Origin of the sequence: Streptomyces sp. NPDC015171 (assembly GCF_043079545.1) — a bacterium.
Lineage (GTDB): Bacteria > Actinomycetota > Actinomycetes > Streptomycetales > Streptomycetaceae > Streptomyces.
In genome coordinates, this window is sequence record NZ_JBIBUO010000004.1 from 372,528 (window position 1) to 389,989 (window position 17,462).

At 72.2% G+C, this 17,462-nt stretch carries 19 protein-coding genes; 6 read left to right on the forward strand and 13 right to left on the reverse strand.

What is annotated here, in order from left to right; all coding sequences use genetic code 11:
* Positions 1-66: 66 nt before the first annotated feature.
* Positions 67-1,056, reverse strand: a complete 990-nt coding sequence (locus ACF073_RS13825) for an aldose epimerase family protein (RefSeq protein WP_392069528.1) — start codon at positions 1,054-1,056, stop codon at positions 67-69.
* Between the two features lie 15 nt (positions 1,057-1,071).
* Positions 1,072-1,950 (reverse strand): SGNH/GDSL hydrolase family protein, encoded by an 879-nt coding sequence (locus ACF073_RS13830; protein WP_392069530.1) that lies wholly within the window; start codon positions 1,948-1,950, stop codon positions 1,072-1,074.
* Positions 1,951-2,205: 255 nt separating this feature from the next.
* On the opposite strand from ACF073_RS13830, the gene ACF073_RS13835 reads away from it, so the two are divergent.
* Positions 2,206-2,700 carry a DUF3145 domain-containing protein gene (locus ACF073_RS13835; protein ID WP_392069533.1) on the forward strand — a complete coding sequence of 165 codons (495 nt, stop codon included), beginning with the start codon at positions 2,206-2,208 and terminating at the stop codon, positions 2,698-2,700.
* A gap of 65 nt (positions 2,701-2,765) precedes the next feature.
* Here ACF073_RS13835 and fabF read toward each other — a convergent pair whose 3' ends face one another.
* The 5 genes from fabF to fasR form a co-directional block, all read right to left on the reverse strand.
* On the reverse strand, positions 2,766-4,028 hold the full coding sequence (gene fabF, locus ACF073_RS13840) for a beta-ketoacyl-ACP synthase II (protein WP_392069535.1): 1,263 nt from the start codon (positions 4,026-4,028) through the stop codon (positions 2,766-2,768).
* An 85-nt stretch (positions 4,029-4,113) separates the two neighbouring features.
* Positions 4,114-4,362 carry an acyl carrier protein gene (locus ACF073_RS13845; RefSeq protein ID WP_004931691.1) on the reverse strand — a complete coding sequence of 83 codons (249 nt, stop codon included), beginning with the start codon at positions 4,360-4,362 and terminating at the stop codon, positions 4,114-4,116.
* Between the two features lie 81 nt (positions 4,363-4,443).
* Positions 4,444-5,475 carry a ketoacyl-ACP synthase III gene (locus ACF073_RS13850; protein ID WP_392069537.1) on the reverse strand — a complete coding sequence of 344 codons (1,032 nt, stop codon included), beginning with the start codon at positions 5,473-5,475 and terminating at the stop codon, positions 4,444-4,446.
* A 16-nt stretch (positions 5,476-5,491) separates the two neighbouring features.
* A complete protein-coding gene (locus ACF073_RS13855) occupies positions 5,492-6,412 on the reverse strand; it encodes an ACP S-malonyltransferase (protein ID WP_392069539.1) in 921 nt (306 codons plus the stop codon).
* 89 nt (positions 6,413-6,501) lie between these two features.
* Positions 6,502-7,707, reverse strand: a complete 1,206-nt coding sequence (gene fasR / locus ACF073_RS13860; protein ID WP_392069541.1) for a fatty acid biosynthesis transcriptional regulator FasR — start codon at positions 7,705-7,707, stop codon at positions 6,502-6,504.
* Between the two features lie 120 nt (positions 7,708-7,827).
* Between fasR and ACF073_RS13865 the strand changes: the two genes are divergently transcribed.
* Complete coding sequence (locus ACF073_RS13865; RefSeq protein ID WP_392069989.1) at positions 7,828-8,481, forward strand: pirin family protein; 654 nt, start codon at positions 7,828-7,830, stop codon at positions 8,479-8,481.
* A 15-nt stretch (positions 8,482-8,496) separates the two neighbouring features.
* Here the strand turns inward: ACF073_RS13865 and ACF073_RS13870 are convergent, their stop codons facing one another.
* Together ACF073_RS13870 and ACF073_RS13875 are read right to left on the reverse strand one after the other, a co-directional pair.
* Positions 8,497-9,318, reverse strand: a complete 822-nt coding sequence (locus ACF073_RS13870; RefSeq protein WP_392069542.1) for a serine hydrolase domain-containing protein — start codon at positions 9,316-9,318, stop codon at positions 8,497-8,499.
* Between the two features lie 19 nt (positions 9,319-9,337).
* Positions 9,338-9,814 carry a GNAT family N-acetyltransferase gene (locus ACF073_RS13875; protein ID WP_392069543.1) on the reverse strand — a complete coding sequence of 159 codons (477 nt, stop codon included), beginning with the start codon at positions 9,812-9,814 and terminating at the stop codon, positions 9,338-9,340.
* Positions 9,815-9,909: 95 nt separating this feature from the next.
* On the opposite strand from ACF073_RS13875, the gene ACF073_RS13880 reads away from it, so the two are divergent.
* Together ACF073_RS13880 and ACF073_RS13885 are read left to right on the forward strand one after the other, a co-directional pair.
* Positions 9,910-10,377: a MerR family transcriptional regulator gene (locus ACF073_RS13880; protein WP_392069545.1), complete on the forward strand. Its 468-nt coding sequence runs from the start codon at positions 9,910-9,912 to the stop codon at positions 10,375-10,377.
* Positions 10,374-11,390: an aldo/keto reductase gene (locus ACF073_RS13885; RefSeq protein ID WP_392069546.1), complete on the forward strand. Its 1,017-nt coding sequence runs from the start codon at positions 10,374-10,376 to the stop codon at positions 11,388-11,390. Before ACF073_RS13880 ends, ACF073_RS13885 begins: the two co-directional genes overlap by 4 nt.
* Before the next feature lie 64 nt (positions 11,391-11,454).
* On the opposite strand, the gene ACF073_RS13890 is transcribed toward ACF073_RS13885, so the two are convergent.
* The 3 genes from ACF073_RS13890 to ACF073_RS13900 all read right to left on the reverse strand — a co-directional run bounded on the left by ACF073_RS13890 (position 11,455) and on the right by ACF073_RS13900 (position 14,331).
* Complete coding sequence (locus ACF073_RS13890; protein ID WP_392069548.1) at positions 11,455-12,303, reverse strand: DUF4429 domain-containing protein; 849 nt, start codon at positions 12,301-12,303, stop codon at positions 11,455-11,457.
* A 66-nt stretch (positions 12,304-12,369) separates the two neighbouring features.
* Positions 12,370-13,587 carry an alpha/beta hydrolase gene (locus ACF073_RS13895; RefSeq protein ID WP_392069550.1) on the reverse strand — a complete coding sequence of 406 codons (1,218 nt, stop codon included), beginning with the start codon at positions 13,585-13,587 and terminating at the stop codon, positions 12,370-12,372.
* Between the two features lie 108 nt (positions 13,588-13,695).
* On the reverse strand, positions 13,696-14,331 hold the full coding sequence (locus tag ACF073_RS13900; RefSeq protein WP_392069553.1) for a TetR family transcriptional regulator: 636 nt from the start codon (positions 14,329-14,331) through the stop codon (positions 13,696-13,698).
* A 112-nt stretch (positions 14,332-14,443) separates the two neighbouring features.
* On the opposite strand from ACF073_RS13900, the gene ACF073_RS13905 reads away from it, so the two are divergent.
* Positions 14,444-16,060, forward strand: coding sequence for an MFS transporter (locus ACF073_RS13905; protein WP_392069555.1), 1,617 nt, complete (start codon positions 14,444-14,446; stop codon positions 16,058-16,060).
* Positions 16,061-16,297: 237 nt separating this feature from the next.
* Positions 16,298-16,606 (forward strand): small hydrophobic protein, encoded by a 309-nt coding sequence (locus tag ACF073_RS13910; RefSeq protein ID WP_392069557.1) that lies wholly within the window; start codon positions 16,298-16,300, stop codon positions 16,604-16,606.
* Positions 16,607-16,712: 106 nt separating this feature from the next.
* On the opposite strand, the gene ACF073_RS13915 is transcribed toward ACF073_RS13910, so the two are convergent.
* The gene (locus ACF073_RS13915; protein ID WP_392069559.1) at positions 16,713-17,456 is read right to left on the reverse strand and encodes a potassium channel family protein; all 744 of its coding nucleotides are present in this window, start codon (positions 17,454-17,456) and stop codon (positions 16,713-16,715) included.
* Between the last annotated feature and the right edge of the window lie 6 nt (positions 17,457-17,462).

Below are 17,462 nucleotides of genomic sequence, written 5' to 3' on the forward strand. Positions count from 1 at the left end.
CGGGGACAGGCCCCCGCGAGCAGCCCCGGTCCGGGACCTGACCCCTGGACCGGGGCTTCGGGGCCCCTACGGGACGGGCCGCCGGTCCCGTACGCCGAAGCCGTACACCGTCTCGGAGCGGAAGACCTCCCCGGGCCGCAGCACCGTGTCCGGGAAGTCCGGCCGGTGCGGGGAGTTGGGGAAGTGCTGCGTCTCCAGGGCGATCCCGGCGCCGGGCGCGAACGGCGCGGACAGGTGGTCGGCGGTGTACAGCTGGAGGCCCGGCTCGGTCGTCGCCACCGTCAGGGTCCGCCCGGACCCCGGGTCGTACAGCTCGGCCACCTCCTCGGCGGCCTCGGTCACCCCCTTGTCCAGCACGAAGTTGTGGTCGTAGCCGGACCCGGTGCGCCGGGCCGTACGGAAGTCGAAGGGCGAACCCGACACGTCCGCCGGCGGCCCGGCGGGGATCAGACCGGCGTCCACCGGGGTGTACCGGGACGCGGCGAGCCGCAGCTCGTGCCCGCCCGCGTCGCCGGACCCGCCCAGGTTCCAGTACGAGTGACTGGTCAGGTTCACGACCGTCGGCGCGTCGGTGACCGCCTCGTAGGCGATCCGCAGCGCACCCGCGGCCGTCAGCGTGTACGTCACCGTCACCGCCAGCCGCCCCGGGAAACCCTCCTCGCCGTGCGGGCTCACCCGGCCCAGGCGCACCCCGTGCGGCACCGGCGCCATGTCCCACCCCCGCTTGTCGAAGCCGCGCTCCCCGCCGTGCAGCGCGTGCGGGCCGTCGTTCGGCGCCAGCGCGTACGTCCGGCCGTCCAGCGGGAAGCGGGCACCCGCGATCCGGTTCGCGTACCGCCCGATCACGGCACCCAGATACGGCTCCGGATGCTTCACATAGCCGTCGAGGCCGGGGAATCCCAGCACCACGTCCGCCGTCCGCCCGGCCGCGTCCGGCACCTCGGCCGACTGCACGATCCCGCCGTACGACAGCACCCGCACCCGCACCCCGGCGCGCTCCAGCGTCCACCGGTGCACCGGGGTCCCGTCGGAAAGTGTGCCGAAAAGTTCGTTCATGCGGGAAACCCTAGGTCACCCGCCCTGCGCGGTGATCCTCCGATACGCGATCTCCGCGAGCCGCGCCTGGCCGTCCTTGCTGGGGTGGAACCAGTCCCACTGGCTCAGCTGGCCCGTGCCGAAGCGGTAGTCGTACACCGCGTTGCGGTCGGAGCGGCAGCGGCGGTCCTTCGCGCAGACCTCCCGCAGCACCTCGTTGTACGCCACCACCCGGCGCTGCACGCTGTCCCGGCGCACCGCCGCGGCGCCCGCCAGTTCGTCCGCGTCGGCCAGCATCGACGGGCAGATGCCCAGCTTCCACACCTGCTTGCCCAGCAGGTTCGTCCGGCCCTCGGACCACAGCCGCTTCAGATTCGGCACGCTCGCCACGTACACCTGCGTCTTCGGCAGCGCCGAGCGCAGCGTGCCCATCGCCTTCTCGAAGTCGGCGCGGAACCGCGCCACCGAGGTCATCGCCGACGCCGAGGACCGGCAGGCGTCGTTCGCGCCCACCATCACCGTCACCAGCTCCGGGCGGCGCGTCACCGCCTGCTCCATCTGCCCGTTCAGGTCGGACACGCGGGCCCCGGTCACCGCGTAGTTCCAGCTGCGCTCCGCCGCGCCCGTCACCCCGAGCAGCCGCACCGCCAGGGAGTCCACCCCGGCGTCGACACCCGTCGCCCAGGACACCTCCGGGCAGTCCGACAGCACCGTGCACGCGTCGAAGCCGCGCGTGATGGAGTCGCCCACCGCGGCGATCGAGTCCGGACTGCGGTCCCACACCGGCGGCCGGGCCCCCCGCGCCCTGGTCGCCTCCGGTGCCGCCCCGCCCCCGCCGTCACAGCCGGCGACGCCCAGCAACACGGCCGCCACGACGGCGAGCACGGCCCGCGCACGGTGGCTTCGCTTCAGCATCCCTGCTGTTCCCCTCGCTCGACGGTCCGCACTCCCTCACATAACAACGTGCGAGGGTTCCCGGCCGGGCGCCCGGGAACGGCGGACCCCCGTACAAGCGTCCCCCTGGGTGAATGGCGGCGGTTTCCTGGCACCGGGACCGACGGTACGTCACACTCCTTGCGCCGCCGCAGGGTAGCCTCGCCATCAACGCGGCCGTCGTGCCACAGCCGCCCAGCCAGTCCGCAAGATGTCCCGCTCTGCCCGGAGGTTCCGGTGACGACACGTGGAGTTCTGTACGTGCACTCCGCGCCGCGCGCGCTGTGCCCGCACGTCGAGTGGGCCGTCGCGGGGGTGCTCGGCACGCGCGTCAACCTCGACTGGATCAGGCAGCCCGCGGCCCCCGGCACCTGGCGCTCGGAATTCTCCTGGCAGGGCGAGGCCGGTACCGCCTCCAAACTCGCCTCCGCGCTGCGCGGCTGGCACCTGCTGCGCTTCGAGGTCACCGCGGAGCCCTGCCCGACCGCCGAGGGCGAGCGCTACAGCTGCACCCCCGACCTCGGCATCTACCACGCCGTCACCGGCATGCACGGTGACATCCTGATCCCCGAGGACCGCCTGCGCGCCGCCCTGCTGCGCAGCCAGAAGGGCGAGACCGACCTGGCGGCGGAACTCTCCCGGCTGCTGGGCAAGCCCTGGGACGACGAACTGGAGCCGTTCCGCTACGCGGGAGAGGGCGCACCGGTGCGCTGGCTGCACCAGGTGGTGTGACGGACCAGGACACGGACACGGGAAAGGGCCCCCGCCTGCCGGCGGGGGCCCTTTCGTCGCGTTGCTCAGATGGTGCGGAACGCGAGCACCACGTTGTGCCCGCCGAAGCCGAACGAGTCGTTCAGCGCGGCGATCCGCCCCTCGGGCAGCTGACGCGCCTCACCGACCACGACGTCCGCGTTGACCTCGGGGTCGAGGTTCTCCACGTTGATGGTCGGCGGCGCCGTACGGTTCACCAGGGCGAGGATCGACGCGACGGTCTCGATACCGCCGGCGCCGCCCAGCAGATGACCCGTCATCGACTTGGTAGCGGAGAGGGCCATGTGGTCGACGTCGTCGCCGAACACCTTCCGCAGCGCCTTGATCTCGGCCACGTCACCCTGCGGCGTCGAGGTGGCGTGCGCGTTCACGTGCACGATCTCGGCCGGCTTCAGGTCCGTGTTGTCCATCAGGTTCTGCAGCGCGTGCGCGATGCCGTTGCCGGACGGCTCGGGCTGCGTGATGTGGTGGCTGTCGGCGGAGATGCCCTGGCCGACCGCCTCGACGTAGATCCGGGCGCCGCGGGCCTTCGCGTGCTCCTCGGACTCCAGGACGATCACACCGGCGCCCTCGCCGAGCACGAAGCCGTCCCGGCCGGCGTCGTAGGGACGCGAGGCGCCCTGCGGGTCGTCGTTGTTCTTGGACATCGCCATCATGTTGCCGAACGCGGCGATGGGCAGCGGGTGGATGGCCGCCTCGGTGCCACCGGCCACGACCACGTCCGCACGCCCGGTGCGGATCATCTCGATCGCGTACCCGATGGCCTCGGCGCCGGAGGCGCAGGCCGAGACGGGGGTGTGCACACCGGCGCGGGCACCCAGCTCGATCCCGACGTTGGCCGCCGGGGAGTTGGGCATCAGCATCGGCACGGTGTGCGGGGAGACGCGGCGTACGCCCTTCTCCTTGAGGATGTCGTACTGGTCCAGGAGGGTCGTCACGCCGCCGATGCCGGAGGCGATGACCGCACCGAGACGGTCGGGGTTGACGGACGCGTCCTCACCGGCCTTGGCGGTGAAACCGGCGTCCTTCCAGGCCTCCTGAGCGGCGATCAGCGCGAACTGCGCGGACCGGTCCAGCTTGCGGGCCTTGGGACGGGGGATGATCTCGCCGGGTTCGACGGCGATCTGCGCGGCGATCTGGACCGGCAGGTCCGCCGCCCACTCCTGCTCCAGGCGGCTGACGCCGGACGTGCCGGCGACGAGGGCCTCCCAGGTCGATGCTGCGTCGCCACCCAGCGGTGTGGTTGCGCCGATACCGGTGACGACCACGGTGCGATTGGTCGGGCTCACGGGAATTCTTTCTCCAACGGATGCGGGATTCTACGGCGCCACCGCCGGGTGGCGGGGCCATGCGGCCTACGGCCTACAGGGTGGCTCAGGCCTGGTGCTTGAGGATGTAGTCGGTGGCGTCGCCGACGGTCTTGAGGTTCTTGACGTCGTCGTCCGGGATCTTGACGTCGAAGCGCTCTTCAGCGGCGACGACGACCTCGACCATGGACAGCGAGTCGACGTCCAGGTCGTCGGTGAAGGACTTGTCCAGCTGGACGTCCTCAACCGGGATGCCGGCGATCTCGTTCACGATTTCGGCGAGACCGGCGACGATCTCTTCCTGAGTGGCGGCCATGTCAGGCGCTCCTTCTTCGATATTCCAGACGGTTTGTGGCAGTTCTGTCCGTTCCGGATCGCATGATCCGGCACGGAGTGCCTAGGGGAGGGTAACGACCGTGGCGGCGTAGACGAGACCCGCCCCGAATCCGATGACGAGCGCGGTGTCGCCGCTCTTCGCCTCCCCGGTTGCCAGGAGCCGCTCCATAGCGAGCGGGATCGAGGCGGCCGAGGTGTTGCCGGTGGTGCGGATGTCACGGGCGACCGTGACGTGCTCCGGCAGCTTCAGCGTCTTCACCATCGAGTCGATGATCCGCACATTGGCCTGGTGCGGGATGAAGACGTCCAGGTCGTCCGAGGTGATGCCGGCCGCGTCCAGCGCCTGCTGGGCGACCTTCGCCATCTCGAACACGGCCCAGCGGAACACCGCCTGGCCCTCCTGCGTGAGCGCAGGGAACTTGATGTTGCCGTCCTTGTCGAGCGGCAGCTCGGACACGTCGCCGAGCCGGAACCGGTCCCAGGGGACGGTCTGCTTGATCGTCTCGGACTTGTCGCCCTCGGAGCCCCACACGGTCGGGCCGATCGCCGGCTCCTTGGAGGGGCCGACCACGACCGCGCCGGCGCCGTCACCGAACAGGAAGGCCGTGGCCCGGTCCTCCAGGTCGGTCAGGTCGCTCAGCCGCTCCACGCCGATGACGAGCACGTACTCGGCGGAACCCTCCACCACCATGCCCTTGGCGAGCGTCAGGCCGTAGCCGAAGCCCGCGCAGCCGGCCGAGATGTCGAAGGCGGCGGCCTTGTCGGTGCCGAGCTTGTCGGCGATCTCGGTGGCGACGGCCGGGGTCTGGCTGAAGTGCGAGACGGTCGAGACGACCACGGCACCGATCTGCTCGGCGCCGATGCCGGCGTCCGCGATCGCCTTGCCGGCGGCCTCGATCGACATCGCGGCGACCGTCTCCTCGGGGCCCGCCCAGTGCCGGGTCTCGATGCCGGAGCGCGAACGGATCCACTCGTCGGACGAGTCGATCGTCTCCAGGATCACCTCGTTCGGCACCACCCGGACCGGGCGGTAGCCGCCGACCCCCAGGATGCGCGCGTACGGGGCGCCCTTGCTGGGCTTGATCTTCGACATGCTCTCGGGCTCCTTGTCAGGCATGCTCGGCGATGAGCTCGCGAGCCGCGTCGAGGTCGTCGGGGGTCTTCAGGGCCAGCGTCTTGACGCCCGGCAGGGCGCGCTTGGCCAGACCGGTCAGGGTGCCGCCCGGGCACACCTCCACGACGGCGGTGACGCCCAGCTCGCGGAAGGTCTCCATGCACAGGTCCCAGCGGACCGGGTTGGCGACCTGGCCGACCAGCCGCTGCAGCACCTCGGCACCGGACGCGACGACCTGTCCGTCCTTGTTGGAGACGTAGGTGACCTTGGGGTCGGCCGGCGCCAGCTCGGCGGCGGCCTTGGCCAGCGCCTCGACCGCGGGCGCCATGTGGCGGGTGTGGAAAGCGCCTGCCACCTTCAGCGGGACGACCTTGCGCACGCCCTCGGGCTTGTCCTCGGCGAGCGCCGCCAGCTGCTCCGCGGTACCGGCCGCGACGATCTGGCCCGCGCCGTTGATGTTCGCCGGGGTCAGGCCCAGCTTCTCCAGGTGCGCGACGGTGGTGTCCGGGTCCCCGCCGAGCAGCGCCGCCATACCGGTCTCGGTGACCTTGGCGGCCTCGGCCATGGCCCTGCCCCGCTCGCGCACGAGGCCGAGCGCGGCGGTGTCGTCCAGCACACCGGCGGAGACGGCGGCGGTGATCTCGCCGACGCTGTGGCCGGCGACGGCACCGGGGCCGATCCCGGAGATGTCACCGAGTGCCGCGGCGGACAGGACGCCGGCGGCGACCAGCAGCGGCTGCGCCACCGCGGTGTCACGGATGGCGTCGGCGTCGGCCTGGGTGCCGAAATGCACCAGGTCCAGTCCGAGGGCGTCCGACCACTGGGCGACGCGGTCGGCGGCACCGGGCAGTTCGAGCCAAGGAGTCAGGAAGCCGGGCGTCTGGGCGCCCTGGCCGGGAGCGACGAGTACGAGCACTCTCACACTCTCTCTTGGGGACGGGCACGGCCGCCCGTGGGGACAGGGACGAAGAACACGAAGGGCTTTTGTGGGCCCTCGACAAAACCCTAGGGCTGGGCTTCACCATCGGCCAGACGCCCCAGGATGAGCGCGATCCGCAGTGTGAACGCGGATCGTACATCCGAAGGCGACCAGCCGGTGACATCAGTCACACGTCGGAGCCGGTAGCGCACGGTGTTCGGGTGAACGAAGAGCATCCTCGCCGCGCCTTCGAGGCTGCTCGCCTGCTCCAGGTAGACACTCAGGGTTTCCAGCAGCGCGGAGCCCGCCTCCTCCAGCGGTCTGTAGATCTCCTCCACCAGCTGCTCACGCGCGCTCGGATCGCCCGCGATGGCCCGCTCCGGCAGCAGATCGTCCGCCAGTACCGGCCGCGGCGCGTCCTGCCAGGCCGAACACGCCTTCAGCCCCGCGGCGGCGGCCTGCGCGGACCGGGTGGCGGCCAGCAGATCGGGTACGACGGGCCCGGCGACGACCGGCCCCGCGGCGAACGGCCCGATCAGCGACTTGGCGACGGCGAGCGGATTCGAACTGCCGCCGGCGATGACGACGAGCCGGTCCCCGAGCACCCCGGTGAGCACCTGGACCTTGGCGTGCCGCGAGGCCCGCCGGATGGCCTCCACGGTCAGCTCGCTGTCGCCGTCGGGCGCGGTCCCGAGGACCACGCACACGTGCTCGGGAGAGTTCCAGCCCAGGGCGGCGGCCCGGCTCACGGCCCCCTCGTCCGCCTCCCCGCTCAGTACGGCGTTGACGACCAGCGACTCGAGGCGCGCGTCCCAGGCACCCCGTGCCTCGGCGGCCTGGGCGTACACCTGGGCGGTGGCGAAGGCGATCTCCCGGGCGTACACCAGGAGCGCCTCGCGCAGCACGCTCTCGTCCCCGGGCGCCGCCACCTCGTCGATGGCGGACTCCATGACCTCGATCGTGGTGCGCACCATCTCCACGGTCTGCCGCAGCGTGATGGCCCGGGTCAGCTCCCGCGGCGCCGTCCCGAAGACGTCGGTGGAGATCGCCTGGGGCGCGTCCGGACGCCGGAACCACTCGGTGAAGGCCGCGATGCCCGCCTGGGCGACGAGGCCGATCCAGGAACGGTTCTCCGGGGGCATGGCCCGGTACCACGGCAGGGTCTCGTCCATGCGGGCGATGGCCTGCGCGGCGAGACTCCCGGAGGATTTCTCCAGCCGCTTCAGGGTCGCGGAGTGCGGGTGGACGTCGCGGGCTGCGGGACCGCCGCTGTGGGATTCGGGTTCGGGCACGGGGACAAGACTGCCTTATCGGGACGTGCCCGTGCGCCGGGGGTGGGGGCTGAGCTGCCCGGCGGCCCCCGGGGGCGGGGCGGCGGCAGGTCCGGCGGGCGGTCTACGGTGGTGCCCGTGATGGACGTACGGCACGCCGGCGAGCGCTACCGCGGAGGGGATCCGGGGGCCGGGATCGACACCTGGCACGCCTTCTCCTTCGGCCCGCACTACGACCCGGACAATCTGCGCTTCGGCGCGATGATCGCCTGCAACGAGGAGCGGCTCGCCCCCGGCGCCGGTTTCGACGAGCACCCGCACAGCCACACCGAGATCGTCACCTGGGTGGTCGAGGGCGAACTGACCCACCGCGACTCCGCGGGCCACGAGACGCGGGTGCGCCCCGGGGACGTCCAGCACCTCAGCGCGGCGGCGGGCGTCCGCCATGTGGAACGCAACGACGGCGACACCCCGCTCACCTTCGTCCAGACGTGGCTGGCCCCGCGGGAACCGGGCGGCGACCCCTCGTACGACCTCGTCCCCGGCATCGCCGACTCCACCCCGTACGCGGTGCCGGGAGCCGGCGCGATGCTGCACGTGCGCCGCCTGGCCCCCGGGGAACGCACGGCGGTCCCCGACGCGGCCCATGTGTACGCGCACGTGGTGCGCGGCGAGATCCGGCTGGGCCGGGAGCGGCTCGGCCCCGGGGACGCGGCGCGCGTCACCGGGGCCGAGGGGCTGGAGGCGACGGCGCTGACCGCGGCGGAGCTGCTGCTGTGGGAGATGGCGCCGTAGCCGCAGCGGCGGACCTCAGCCGCGCACCTCGGCCAGCACCGCGTCGGTGAACACCGGCCACGCCTCGACCGCCCAGGGCCCGAACGCCCGGTCCGTCAGGGCGACGCCCGCCACCCCGGCGGCGGGATCGATCCACAGGAACGTACCGGACTGGCCGAAGTGCCCGAACGTGCGCGGCGAGGACGAAGTCCCGGTCCAGTGCGGCGACTTGCCGTCGCGGATCTCGAAGCCCAGCCCCCAGTCGTTCGGGTTCTGGTGGCCGTAGCCGGGCAGCACCCCCTTCGTGCCCGGATACTGCACCGTCATCGCCGCCGCCACCGTCCGCGGGTCCAGCAGCCGCGGCGCCTGCACCTCGGCGGCGAACCGCAGCAGATCGGCCACGGTCGACACCCCGTCCTTCGCCGGGGAACCCGCCAGCGAGGTCGCCGTCATGCCCAGCGGCTCCAGCACGGCCTGCCGCAGATACTCCGCGAACGGAATGTCCGTCGCCTCGGCGATGTGGTCCCCGAGCTGTTCGAACCCGGCGTTGGAGTACAGCCGCCGCTCACCGGGCGCGGCCGTCACCCGGTGCTCGTCGAAGGCGAGCCCGGAGGTGTGCGCGAGCAGATGACGGACCGTCGCCCCGGGCGGACCGGCCGGCTCGTCCAGCTCGATCGCACCCTCCTCGTACGCGACCAGCGCCGCGTAGGCCGCGAGCGGCTTGGTGACGGAGGCGAGCGGAAAGCGGTGCCCGACGGGGCCGTGCGTCCCGAGGACGGTCCCGTCGGCTCGTACGACACCCGCCGCGGCGGTGGGGACGGGCCAGTTCTCGATCAGCGCCAGGCTCTGCAACGACATGCGGCCGAGCCTATGCGGCTCACAGCAGCAGCCGCATGGCCGGGTCGGGATCCCGGGTGAAGCCGAGCGCGCTGTACAGCGGCTCGGCCTCCGGCGAGGCGTTGAGCAGCACGTGCCCGGCGTCCCGCGCCCGGAACCAGTCCAGCAGCGCCACCATGCACGCGCGCGCGTACCCCCGCCGCCGGGCGTCGGGGTCGGTCGCCACACTGAAGACCTGTCCGACCCGGCCCCGCGGATTGCCGGCCTTGCCGATGCGGTAGTCCACCGTCCCCGCCACCAGCGCCGCCAGCGCGCCCGGCCGGTCGGGGTGGTCCACGACGAACGCGGCGAAGTCCCCGTCCCCGTCGGCGAGCCGCTCACGCAGCGTCCGCAGCGACTCGGTGTGCCACTCGGTCGGTCCGGAGCCTCCCGCGCTCCACAGGGAATCGATCATCACCTGGCGCAGCCGCAGTACTTCGGCGGCGTCCTCGGGCCCGGCCCGGCGTGCGAGACTCATGCGCCGCACGCTAGTCACCGGCTCTCGGCCCGTCTCCCGGTTTTCTCACCGGTGCGGCTTGCTTGGAGTGCACTCCAAGGTCATAGCGTGGAGGCATGACGGTGATGCAGACCACGCCACCAGCGGCCATCGAGGACGCCACCCCCGCGGACATCTGCTCCGCCCCGCCCCGGCGCCATCCGCGCCCCGACGGCAAGGACCGCTACACGATCAGCGAGGTGGTCGCGTTCACCGGTCTGACCGCGCACACCCTGCGCTGGTACGAGCGGATCGGCCTGATGCCGCACATCGACCGCTCGCACACCGGCCAGCGCCGCTACCGCAACCGCGACCTGGACTGGCTGGACTTCGTGACCAAGCTCCGGCTGACCGGCATGCCGGTGGCGGACATGGTCCGGTACGCGGAGCTGGTCAGGCAGGGCGAGGACACGTACGGGGACCGTCGGGCCCTGCTGGAGTCGACCCGCAGGGACGTACTGACCCGCATCGCCGAACTCCGCGACACGCTCGCCGTGCTCGACCGGAAGATCAGTTTCTACGCAACGGAGGGAACCACTCGATGACCGACGCCAGGATTCCGACGGCACGGCTGGGCACGGACGGACCGGAGGCCGGCGTACAGGGCCTGGGCTGCATGGGCATGAGCTTCGCCTACGGTCCGACGGACGCCGGCGAGGCGCGCGCCGCGCTGGAGCGGGCGCTGGAGCTCGGCGTGACGCTGTACGACACGGCGGACGCCTACGGCGACGGGGAGAACGAGCGCTTCCTGTCCCCCTTCTTCACGGCGCACCGCGACGAGGTGGTCATCGCCACCAAGTTCGCCCTGGCGATCCCGCCGGACGACCCGTCCAAGCGGATCATCCGCAACGACGCGCCGTACATCCGCGAGGCCGCCGAGGCCAGCCTGAAGCGGCTCGGGGTCGACGTGATCGACCTCTATTACATGCACCGCCGCGATGTGAACGTCCCCATCGAGGAGACGGTCGGCACGATGGCGGAGCTGGTCCGCGAGGGCAAGGTCAAGCACCTGGGCCTGAGCGAGGTCACCGCCGACGAGCTGCGCGCCGCGCACGCCGTGCACCCGATCGCGGCCGTGCAGTCGGAGTGGTCCCTGTTCAGCCGGGACATCGAGGCCCGGGTGGTACCGGCGGCGCGGGACCTGGGCGTCGCCCTGGTGCCGTACTCGCCGCTCGGCCGCGGCTTCCTCACCGGCTCCTTCACCCACGCCGAGCAGGACCTCACGAGCGGCGACTTCCGCCGCCAGCACCCCCGTTTCACCGGTGACAACGCGACCGCCAACGCGGCCCTCCTGGAGCCGCTGCGCGCGATCGCCGAGGCCCGCGGCGCCACCCTCGGCCAGATCGCCCTCGCCTGGGTGCAGCAGCGGGCGACGGTCGCCGGTCTGACGGTGGTCCCCATCCCCGGCACCCGCAAGCCGTCCCGGGTGACCGAGAACGTGGCGGCGACCCGGATCACCCTGAGCGAAGAGGAACTGGCCCGGCTGGAGCCGATCGCGGCCAAGGTGGCGGGCACCCGCTACGCGGACATGAGCTTCGCCTCCGCCGGCCGGGAGTAGCGGCCGCCCCACCGGGGCGCGGGGGCCGTCCGGGACCCGCGCCCCGCTGCCGCACGGCGGCCCGCTACAGCTCGGACAGCAGCTCGGCCTTCTTGCCGGCGAACTCCTCGTCGGTCACCAGACCGGCCTGGTGCAGCTCGCCGAGGTGCCGGATCCGCTCGGCGATGTCGGCGGGGTCGCGGCGGGGCGGGGCCGGTGCCGCCGGCACCGGCCCGCGGGCGCGCACCGCCGCCAGTACGGCCGCGGCGAACGGCAGCGACTCGTGCACCGGCCCGTACCCGAGCCCGAAGACGACGGCCGCCGGGTCCTGGTCGGGCTGCAGGGGCGCGGCCGAGCCGGTGGAGCGCCGCGCCAGCCGCAGATGCCCCTCGAAGATCTCCGGCGACCGCCACTCGAGACCGCTCAGCTCGGACACCGGGAAGCTCTGGTCGCCGGCCTTCCACTTCGCCGAGGACGCTCCCGTCCAGGACCAGCGGAACTGCACGGACGTCCCGTCGAAGGACGCCTTCCCGTCGTACGCCTTGAAGTGCAGCGGCGGCTCGGGGGCCGCCACCAGGTGGCGCTCGGCCGGCCCGGACTCGGTCAGCAGGCCCTTCAGCTCGTCGGCGTAGTACTCGGCGAGGGTCTCCCGCTCCGCCGGCAGCACCAGGCGGTAGGGGTCGGAGCCCTCCTTCAGCTGGCCGTCGGCCGCCTCCATCAGCGGATCGGCGCCGGGCCGCGGCTCCAGACGCAGGGCGACCGTGCCGCGCTTGCCGGGGGAGAGCGTCACGCCCTCGACCGCGGCCAGCGGGATGCGCCGCTCGCCGAGCGCCTGGAACAGCTTCGGTGTCCGGATCCCCCGTTCGTAGCGGATGAGCACGGAGTCGGACTCGAACTCCCAGACGGCATGAAAACCCGCCAGTACGTCACCCATGCGGCTCATCGTATGCGGCACGTGCTCCTCCGTCGCCACCCGCGCAGACCGCACTTCCTGCTGTCTCTACGCGCGTCCGGCCGTCGTTGTGCCGGACAGACCGGACCGGCACGCGTCGTTCTCCCGTGCGCACGTCACCGCGTCGTACGCGCCCACGCCGATGTCGGCGAGGTTGCGCAGGCTGTCCGTGCCGGGCTGGAAGTAACCGCTGTGCCCCTGGGCGTCCCGGGCCGACAGCACCCGCGCGCCGAACTCAGCGGAGACCGGGTCGGCGCCGTGACCGAGGCCGCCCAGCTCCAGATAGGGCACGTCCTGCACCCAGTCGCTGGCGTCCCGCATCGCCCACACCCGGGCCGTCGTGCCCAGGTGGGCGGCGCTGGGGACCCGCATACCGGGGCTCGCCGCCACCGCTATGTCGGCGACCCGGCGGGGCATGCCGCGCGCGGCGACGCCGCAGACCACCGAGCCGTAGCTGTGGCAGAACATCGACACCGGGGCCCGGCCGGGCAGGGCGCGCAGCAGCGCGTTCAGCCGGACGGAGCCCTCCTCGGCGCGCAGCCCGGTGGCCGCTTCCACCCCGAGCCCGTCGGGTGAGGTGTAGTCGGCCCAGGCGATCACGGCCGTCCGGGTCTTCGGGCTCGCCGTGTGCTCCGCCGCCCGCAGGGCCTTGGCCATGCCGACCGGGGCGCTGTACCTGCGGTTCGTCCGCTGGAAGGTGAGCAGGTCGGTGTCGACGCCGGGGACGACGACCGAGATCCGCTGGGCGGAGGGGAGGTCGCCGAACACCTCGGCGACCCGGCCCGAGCTCTCGGGGTCGAAGGCCAGGATCTGCCGGCCGGGGCTCAGCAAGGACTCGTACCGGTGCATCCGGCGGCCGGCGTCCTGCTGGCCGGCGGTGCTGAGCCGGTTGTCGTGCATCCGTTTCTTCTCGGCCTTGCGGGCCTGCTCCAGCGCGATGTGGTTGGCGCGGTAGCGCAGGGGGACGGGAGCGCCGTTCATGTTGCCGACCGCGAGCGGGTAGCGGTGGGCGAGGCGGTCGCGGTCCTGGGCGGAGAGCGAGACGAAGAAGCGGCTCAGCAGGGTCGGCGCCGACTCGGGGTCCGGCAGGCGCAGCCCGTGGAGGTGGCCGTGCTCCCACTTGGCGAGCGAGGTCTGCAGTGCGGTCGACTCCCGGTGACTGCGCAGGGCGGTCCAGCCGGTGGTCGCGAGCATCACGAACACGACGGCCAGCGCCAGCAGTGCGCGCCAGACGTTCAGTTGCGGGGAGGTGTCGAAGGAAGTCACTGGGAGGACACACTAGGAGAACGAGCGGGTCTCGGGGTAACCGAGTGACAGGTATCACGTTTCGGTGCGGGGTTGACCTCCGGCGCCGGCGGTCCGTCGGACGCCCTGTCAACGACCTCGGGCGGTACGCCAGTTTCCCGTGAGCGCGGAACCCACCTGATCGAGGTACGCGGCGGTGAGCGTCCGGATGGATTCCGGGCTGAGGTCCTCGCCCATGCACCACTGCCGTTCCGTGACGCGGATCACCGCGCCGAAGACGGCCACCGCGATCCGCGGCCGCGGGTCGGTGTCCACGTCGACGCCCTCCCGCTCGGCCAGCAGGCGCGCGAGGGTGTCCTCCGTCGCCGTGGAGCGGCGCAGATGGGCGGCGAGCAGCGCGGGCGTGGAGTCGATCGTCCGGTACATGCGGAGGTGGAGCTCGACCGGGACGACCGACTCGACGGTCTCGCGGATCGCGTCCCAGCCCTCCAGGAACGCCTGCCGCAGTGCCTCCATGGGCGCCTCGTGCGGCGGACGCGCGCGTACGGCCGCCACGAAGGCCGCCTCCGTCATCTGCTGCACGGCGAAGGCCACGTCCTCCTTGCCGGCGAAGTAGCGGAAGAAGGTGCGCTGCGAGACGTCGACGGCCTCGGCGATCTCGTCGACGGTCGTCCGTTCGTACCCCTGTGTGGTGAACAGTTCGAGAGCGGCCCGCAGCAGCGACTCCTGTGTGTGCCGCTTCTTGCGCTCGCGCAGCGTCTCCATGGCCTCTCTCCTGTGCGTGTCCGGCCGGCCCGGCCCGGGCCCCGTGGTCGTGTCAGTAACCGACTTGTGAATCAGTTTGTCAATTGTCAGCGGCTGTCACTAACCTGAGATTATGACTAGTCAGACCATCGACGCGACGGGGCCGGGGGACAAAGCGCCGGGAGCCCCGTCGGGCCCGCGGCGCGCCTCGGGCCTGCGCGGCCATCCGTGGCTCACCCTCATCACCGTCGCCGTAGGGGTCATGATGGTGGCCCTGGACGGCACCATCGTGGCCATCGCCAACCCGGCGATCCGCGACGACCTGAAGGCTTCCTTCGCCGACGTCCAGTGGGTCTCCAACGCCTACTTCCTCGCCCTCGCGGTCACGCTGATCACCGCGGGCAAGCTCGGTGACCGCTTCGGCCACCGGCAGACCTTCCTCATCGGAGTGGCCGGCTTCGCCGTCGCCTCCGGCGCCATCGGGCTGTCCGGCAGCATCGCCTCGGTGGTCACCTTCCGGGTCTTCCAGGGCCTGTTCGGCGCGCTGCTGATGCCGGCCGCGCTCGGTGTGCTGCGGGCCACCTTCCCGGCCGAGAAGCTCAACATGGCCATCGGCGTGTGGGGCATGGTGATCGGCGCGTCCACGGCGGGCGGCCCGATCCTCGGCGGTGTCCTCGTCGAGCACGTCAACTGGCAGTCCGTGTTCTTCATCAACGTGCCGGTGGGCGCGCTCGCGCTGGTCCTCGGCTGGCTGATCCTGCTCGACCACCGGGCCGAGAACGCCCCGCGCTCCTTCGACATCCTCGGCATCGCCCTGCTGTCCGGTGCGATGTTCTGCCTGGTCTGGGCGCTCATCAAGGCGCCGAGCTGGGGCTGGGGCGACGGCAAGACCTGGATGTTCATCGCCGGGTCCGTCGTGCTCTTCGCGGTCTTCTCCTTCTGGGAGACGCGGGTCGCCGAACCGCTGATCCCGCTGGGCCTGTTCCGCTCGGTCCCGCTGTCGGCGGGCGTGGTGCTGATGGTCCTGATGGCCATCGCCTTCATGGGCGGCCTGTTCTTCGTCACCTTCTATCTGCAGAACGTGCACGGGATGAGCCCGGTCGACGCCGGCATGCACCTGCTGCCGCTCACCGGCATGATGATCGTCGGCTCACCGCTGGCCGGCTCCGCGATCACCCGGCTCGGCCCGCGCATCCCGCTGGCCTTCGGCATGGCGGTGACCGGAGTCGCACTGTGGGGCATGTCCACGCTGGAGGCCGACACCGGCAGCGGCCTGCTGTCCCTCTGGTTCGTCCTCCTCGGCCTCGGCCTCGCGCCGGTCATGGTCGGCGCCACCGAGGTCATCGTCGGCAACGCCCCGATCGAGCTGTCCGGTGTGGCCGGCGGCCTCCAGCAGGCGGGCATGCAGATCGGCAGCAGCCTCGGCACGGCGGTGCTGGGCGCCGTGATGGCCTCCAAGGTCGACAGCGACCTGCCGGGCAACTGGAAGGACGCCGGGCTGCCGAAGCTGACCCCCGCTCAGCTGGACCAGGCCTCCGAGGCGGTCCAGGTCGGTGTGGCCCCGGTGACGAAGGCCATGCCGGAGCCGATCGCCGCGAAGGTCACCGCCGTCGCCCACGACACCTTCATCTCCGGTATGAGCCTGGCCTCCCTGGTGGCGGCCGGCGTGGCCCTGGCCGCCGTCCTCGTCGCGCTGTTCACCAAGCGGGGCGCGAACGCGGAGGCCGGCGCCGGCGTGGGTCACATCTGACGCCGCGTTTCCCGCCGTTCTCCGGCGGAGTTCCCCTATCAGGGTGACTCCGCTAAAGATTCCTCGCCCTCGGCACGCGCCGCAGGTCACAGTGGGTCAAGTCCTCCGCAGGGCATGGGAGGGCCACTGGGGCCGCGGCGCGCGCCGCTGGAGGGGGGTGGCGCGCGCGGGTCTGCCCGCGCCGAACCGGGGTACCCGCACACCGAAGCCGAACTTTCCGAGAACCTCAGGGAGTTGATGATGGCGGCCTTCGGGCAGGGAACGCGCGGGTACCCCCGGTCGCGCGGCCGGACGTGGCGGCGGACCGGGCCGGACCGGGCGACGCTCGGAATCATCGGCACGGTCTGTGCCGTGGCGGGCTTCTTCGCGCTGGGCATCGTGCTGGGCCCGGTGGCGGTGTTCTGCGGCTGGCAGTCGCTGGGCCGGAAGTGGTCCGGTGACCGGAACATCCCGGCCGTGGTGGCGCTGGTCCTGGGCGCGATCGACACGTTGCTGGCCGTCGTCGCCCTGGCGGGAGCTGCCGCCTGGGGCAACGGCCTGCTGTAGCCGACGGCGCCCGGCCGCACGAAACGCGGCCGGGCGCCGGGCCGCCGCTCAGCGGCGCTGCTCCTCCCGGTCCCCGGTCACCGGCGCTCTTTCTCCCGGTCCCCGGTCAGCGGCGCTGCTCCTCCCGGTCCCCGGTCAGCCGGGCGACCTCCGCCCGCAGCAGCCGGACCTCCTCGGTCAGCGAGGCGATCGCCTCCGTCTGCCGCCGCTCCTCCACATCGTCCTTCTCGAACCGCGAGATGAACCAGGCGGCGATGTTCGCGGTGACGACACCCAGCAGCGCGATCCCCGACAGCATCAGCCCGACCGCGATCATCCGGCCGAGTCCGGTCGTCGGCGCGTGGTCCCCGTATCCCACGGTCGTCATCGTCGTGAAGGACCACCAGACGGCGTCACCCAGCGTCCTGATGTTCCCGTGCGGCGACTCCCGTTCGACGGACAGCACCGCGAGCGAGCCGAACATCAGCAGCCCGACCACGGCCCCGACGACATACGTGGTCAGCCGGATCTGCGGGGCCATCCGCGCCCGCCGGCCCACCAGCAGCAGCGTCGAGACCAGCCGCAGCAGCCGGAGCGGCTGGAGCACGGGCAGGACGACCGCGCACAGGTCCGGCCAGTGCCGCCGTACGAACTCCTTGCGGCGCGGGGCGAGCGCCAGCCGCACCAGGTAGTCGACGGCGAACCCCGCCCACACCACCCACTCCACCGCCGTGCACACGGCGGTCAGGGTGTGGCCGGCGGAGGGTTCCACGATCGGCACCGCGTACGCCAGGGCGAAGGCCACCGCGAGCGCCAACAGCGGCCGTTGGGTGCGCCGCTCCCACCGTGCCTGCGCCGACAGTCGCTCCATGACGCA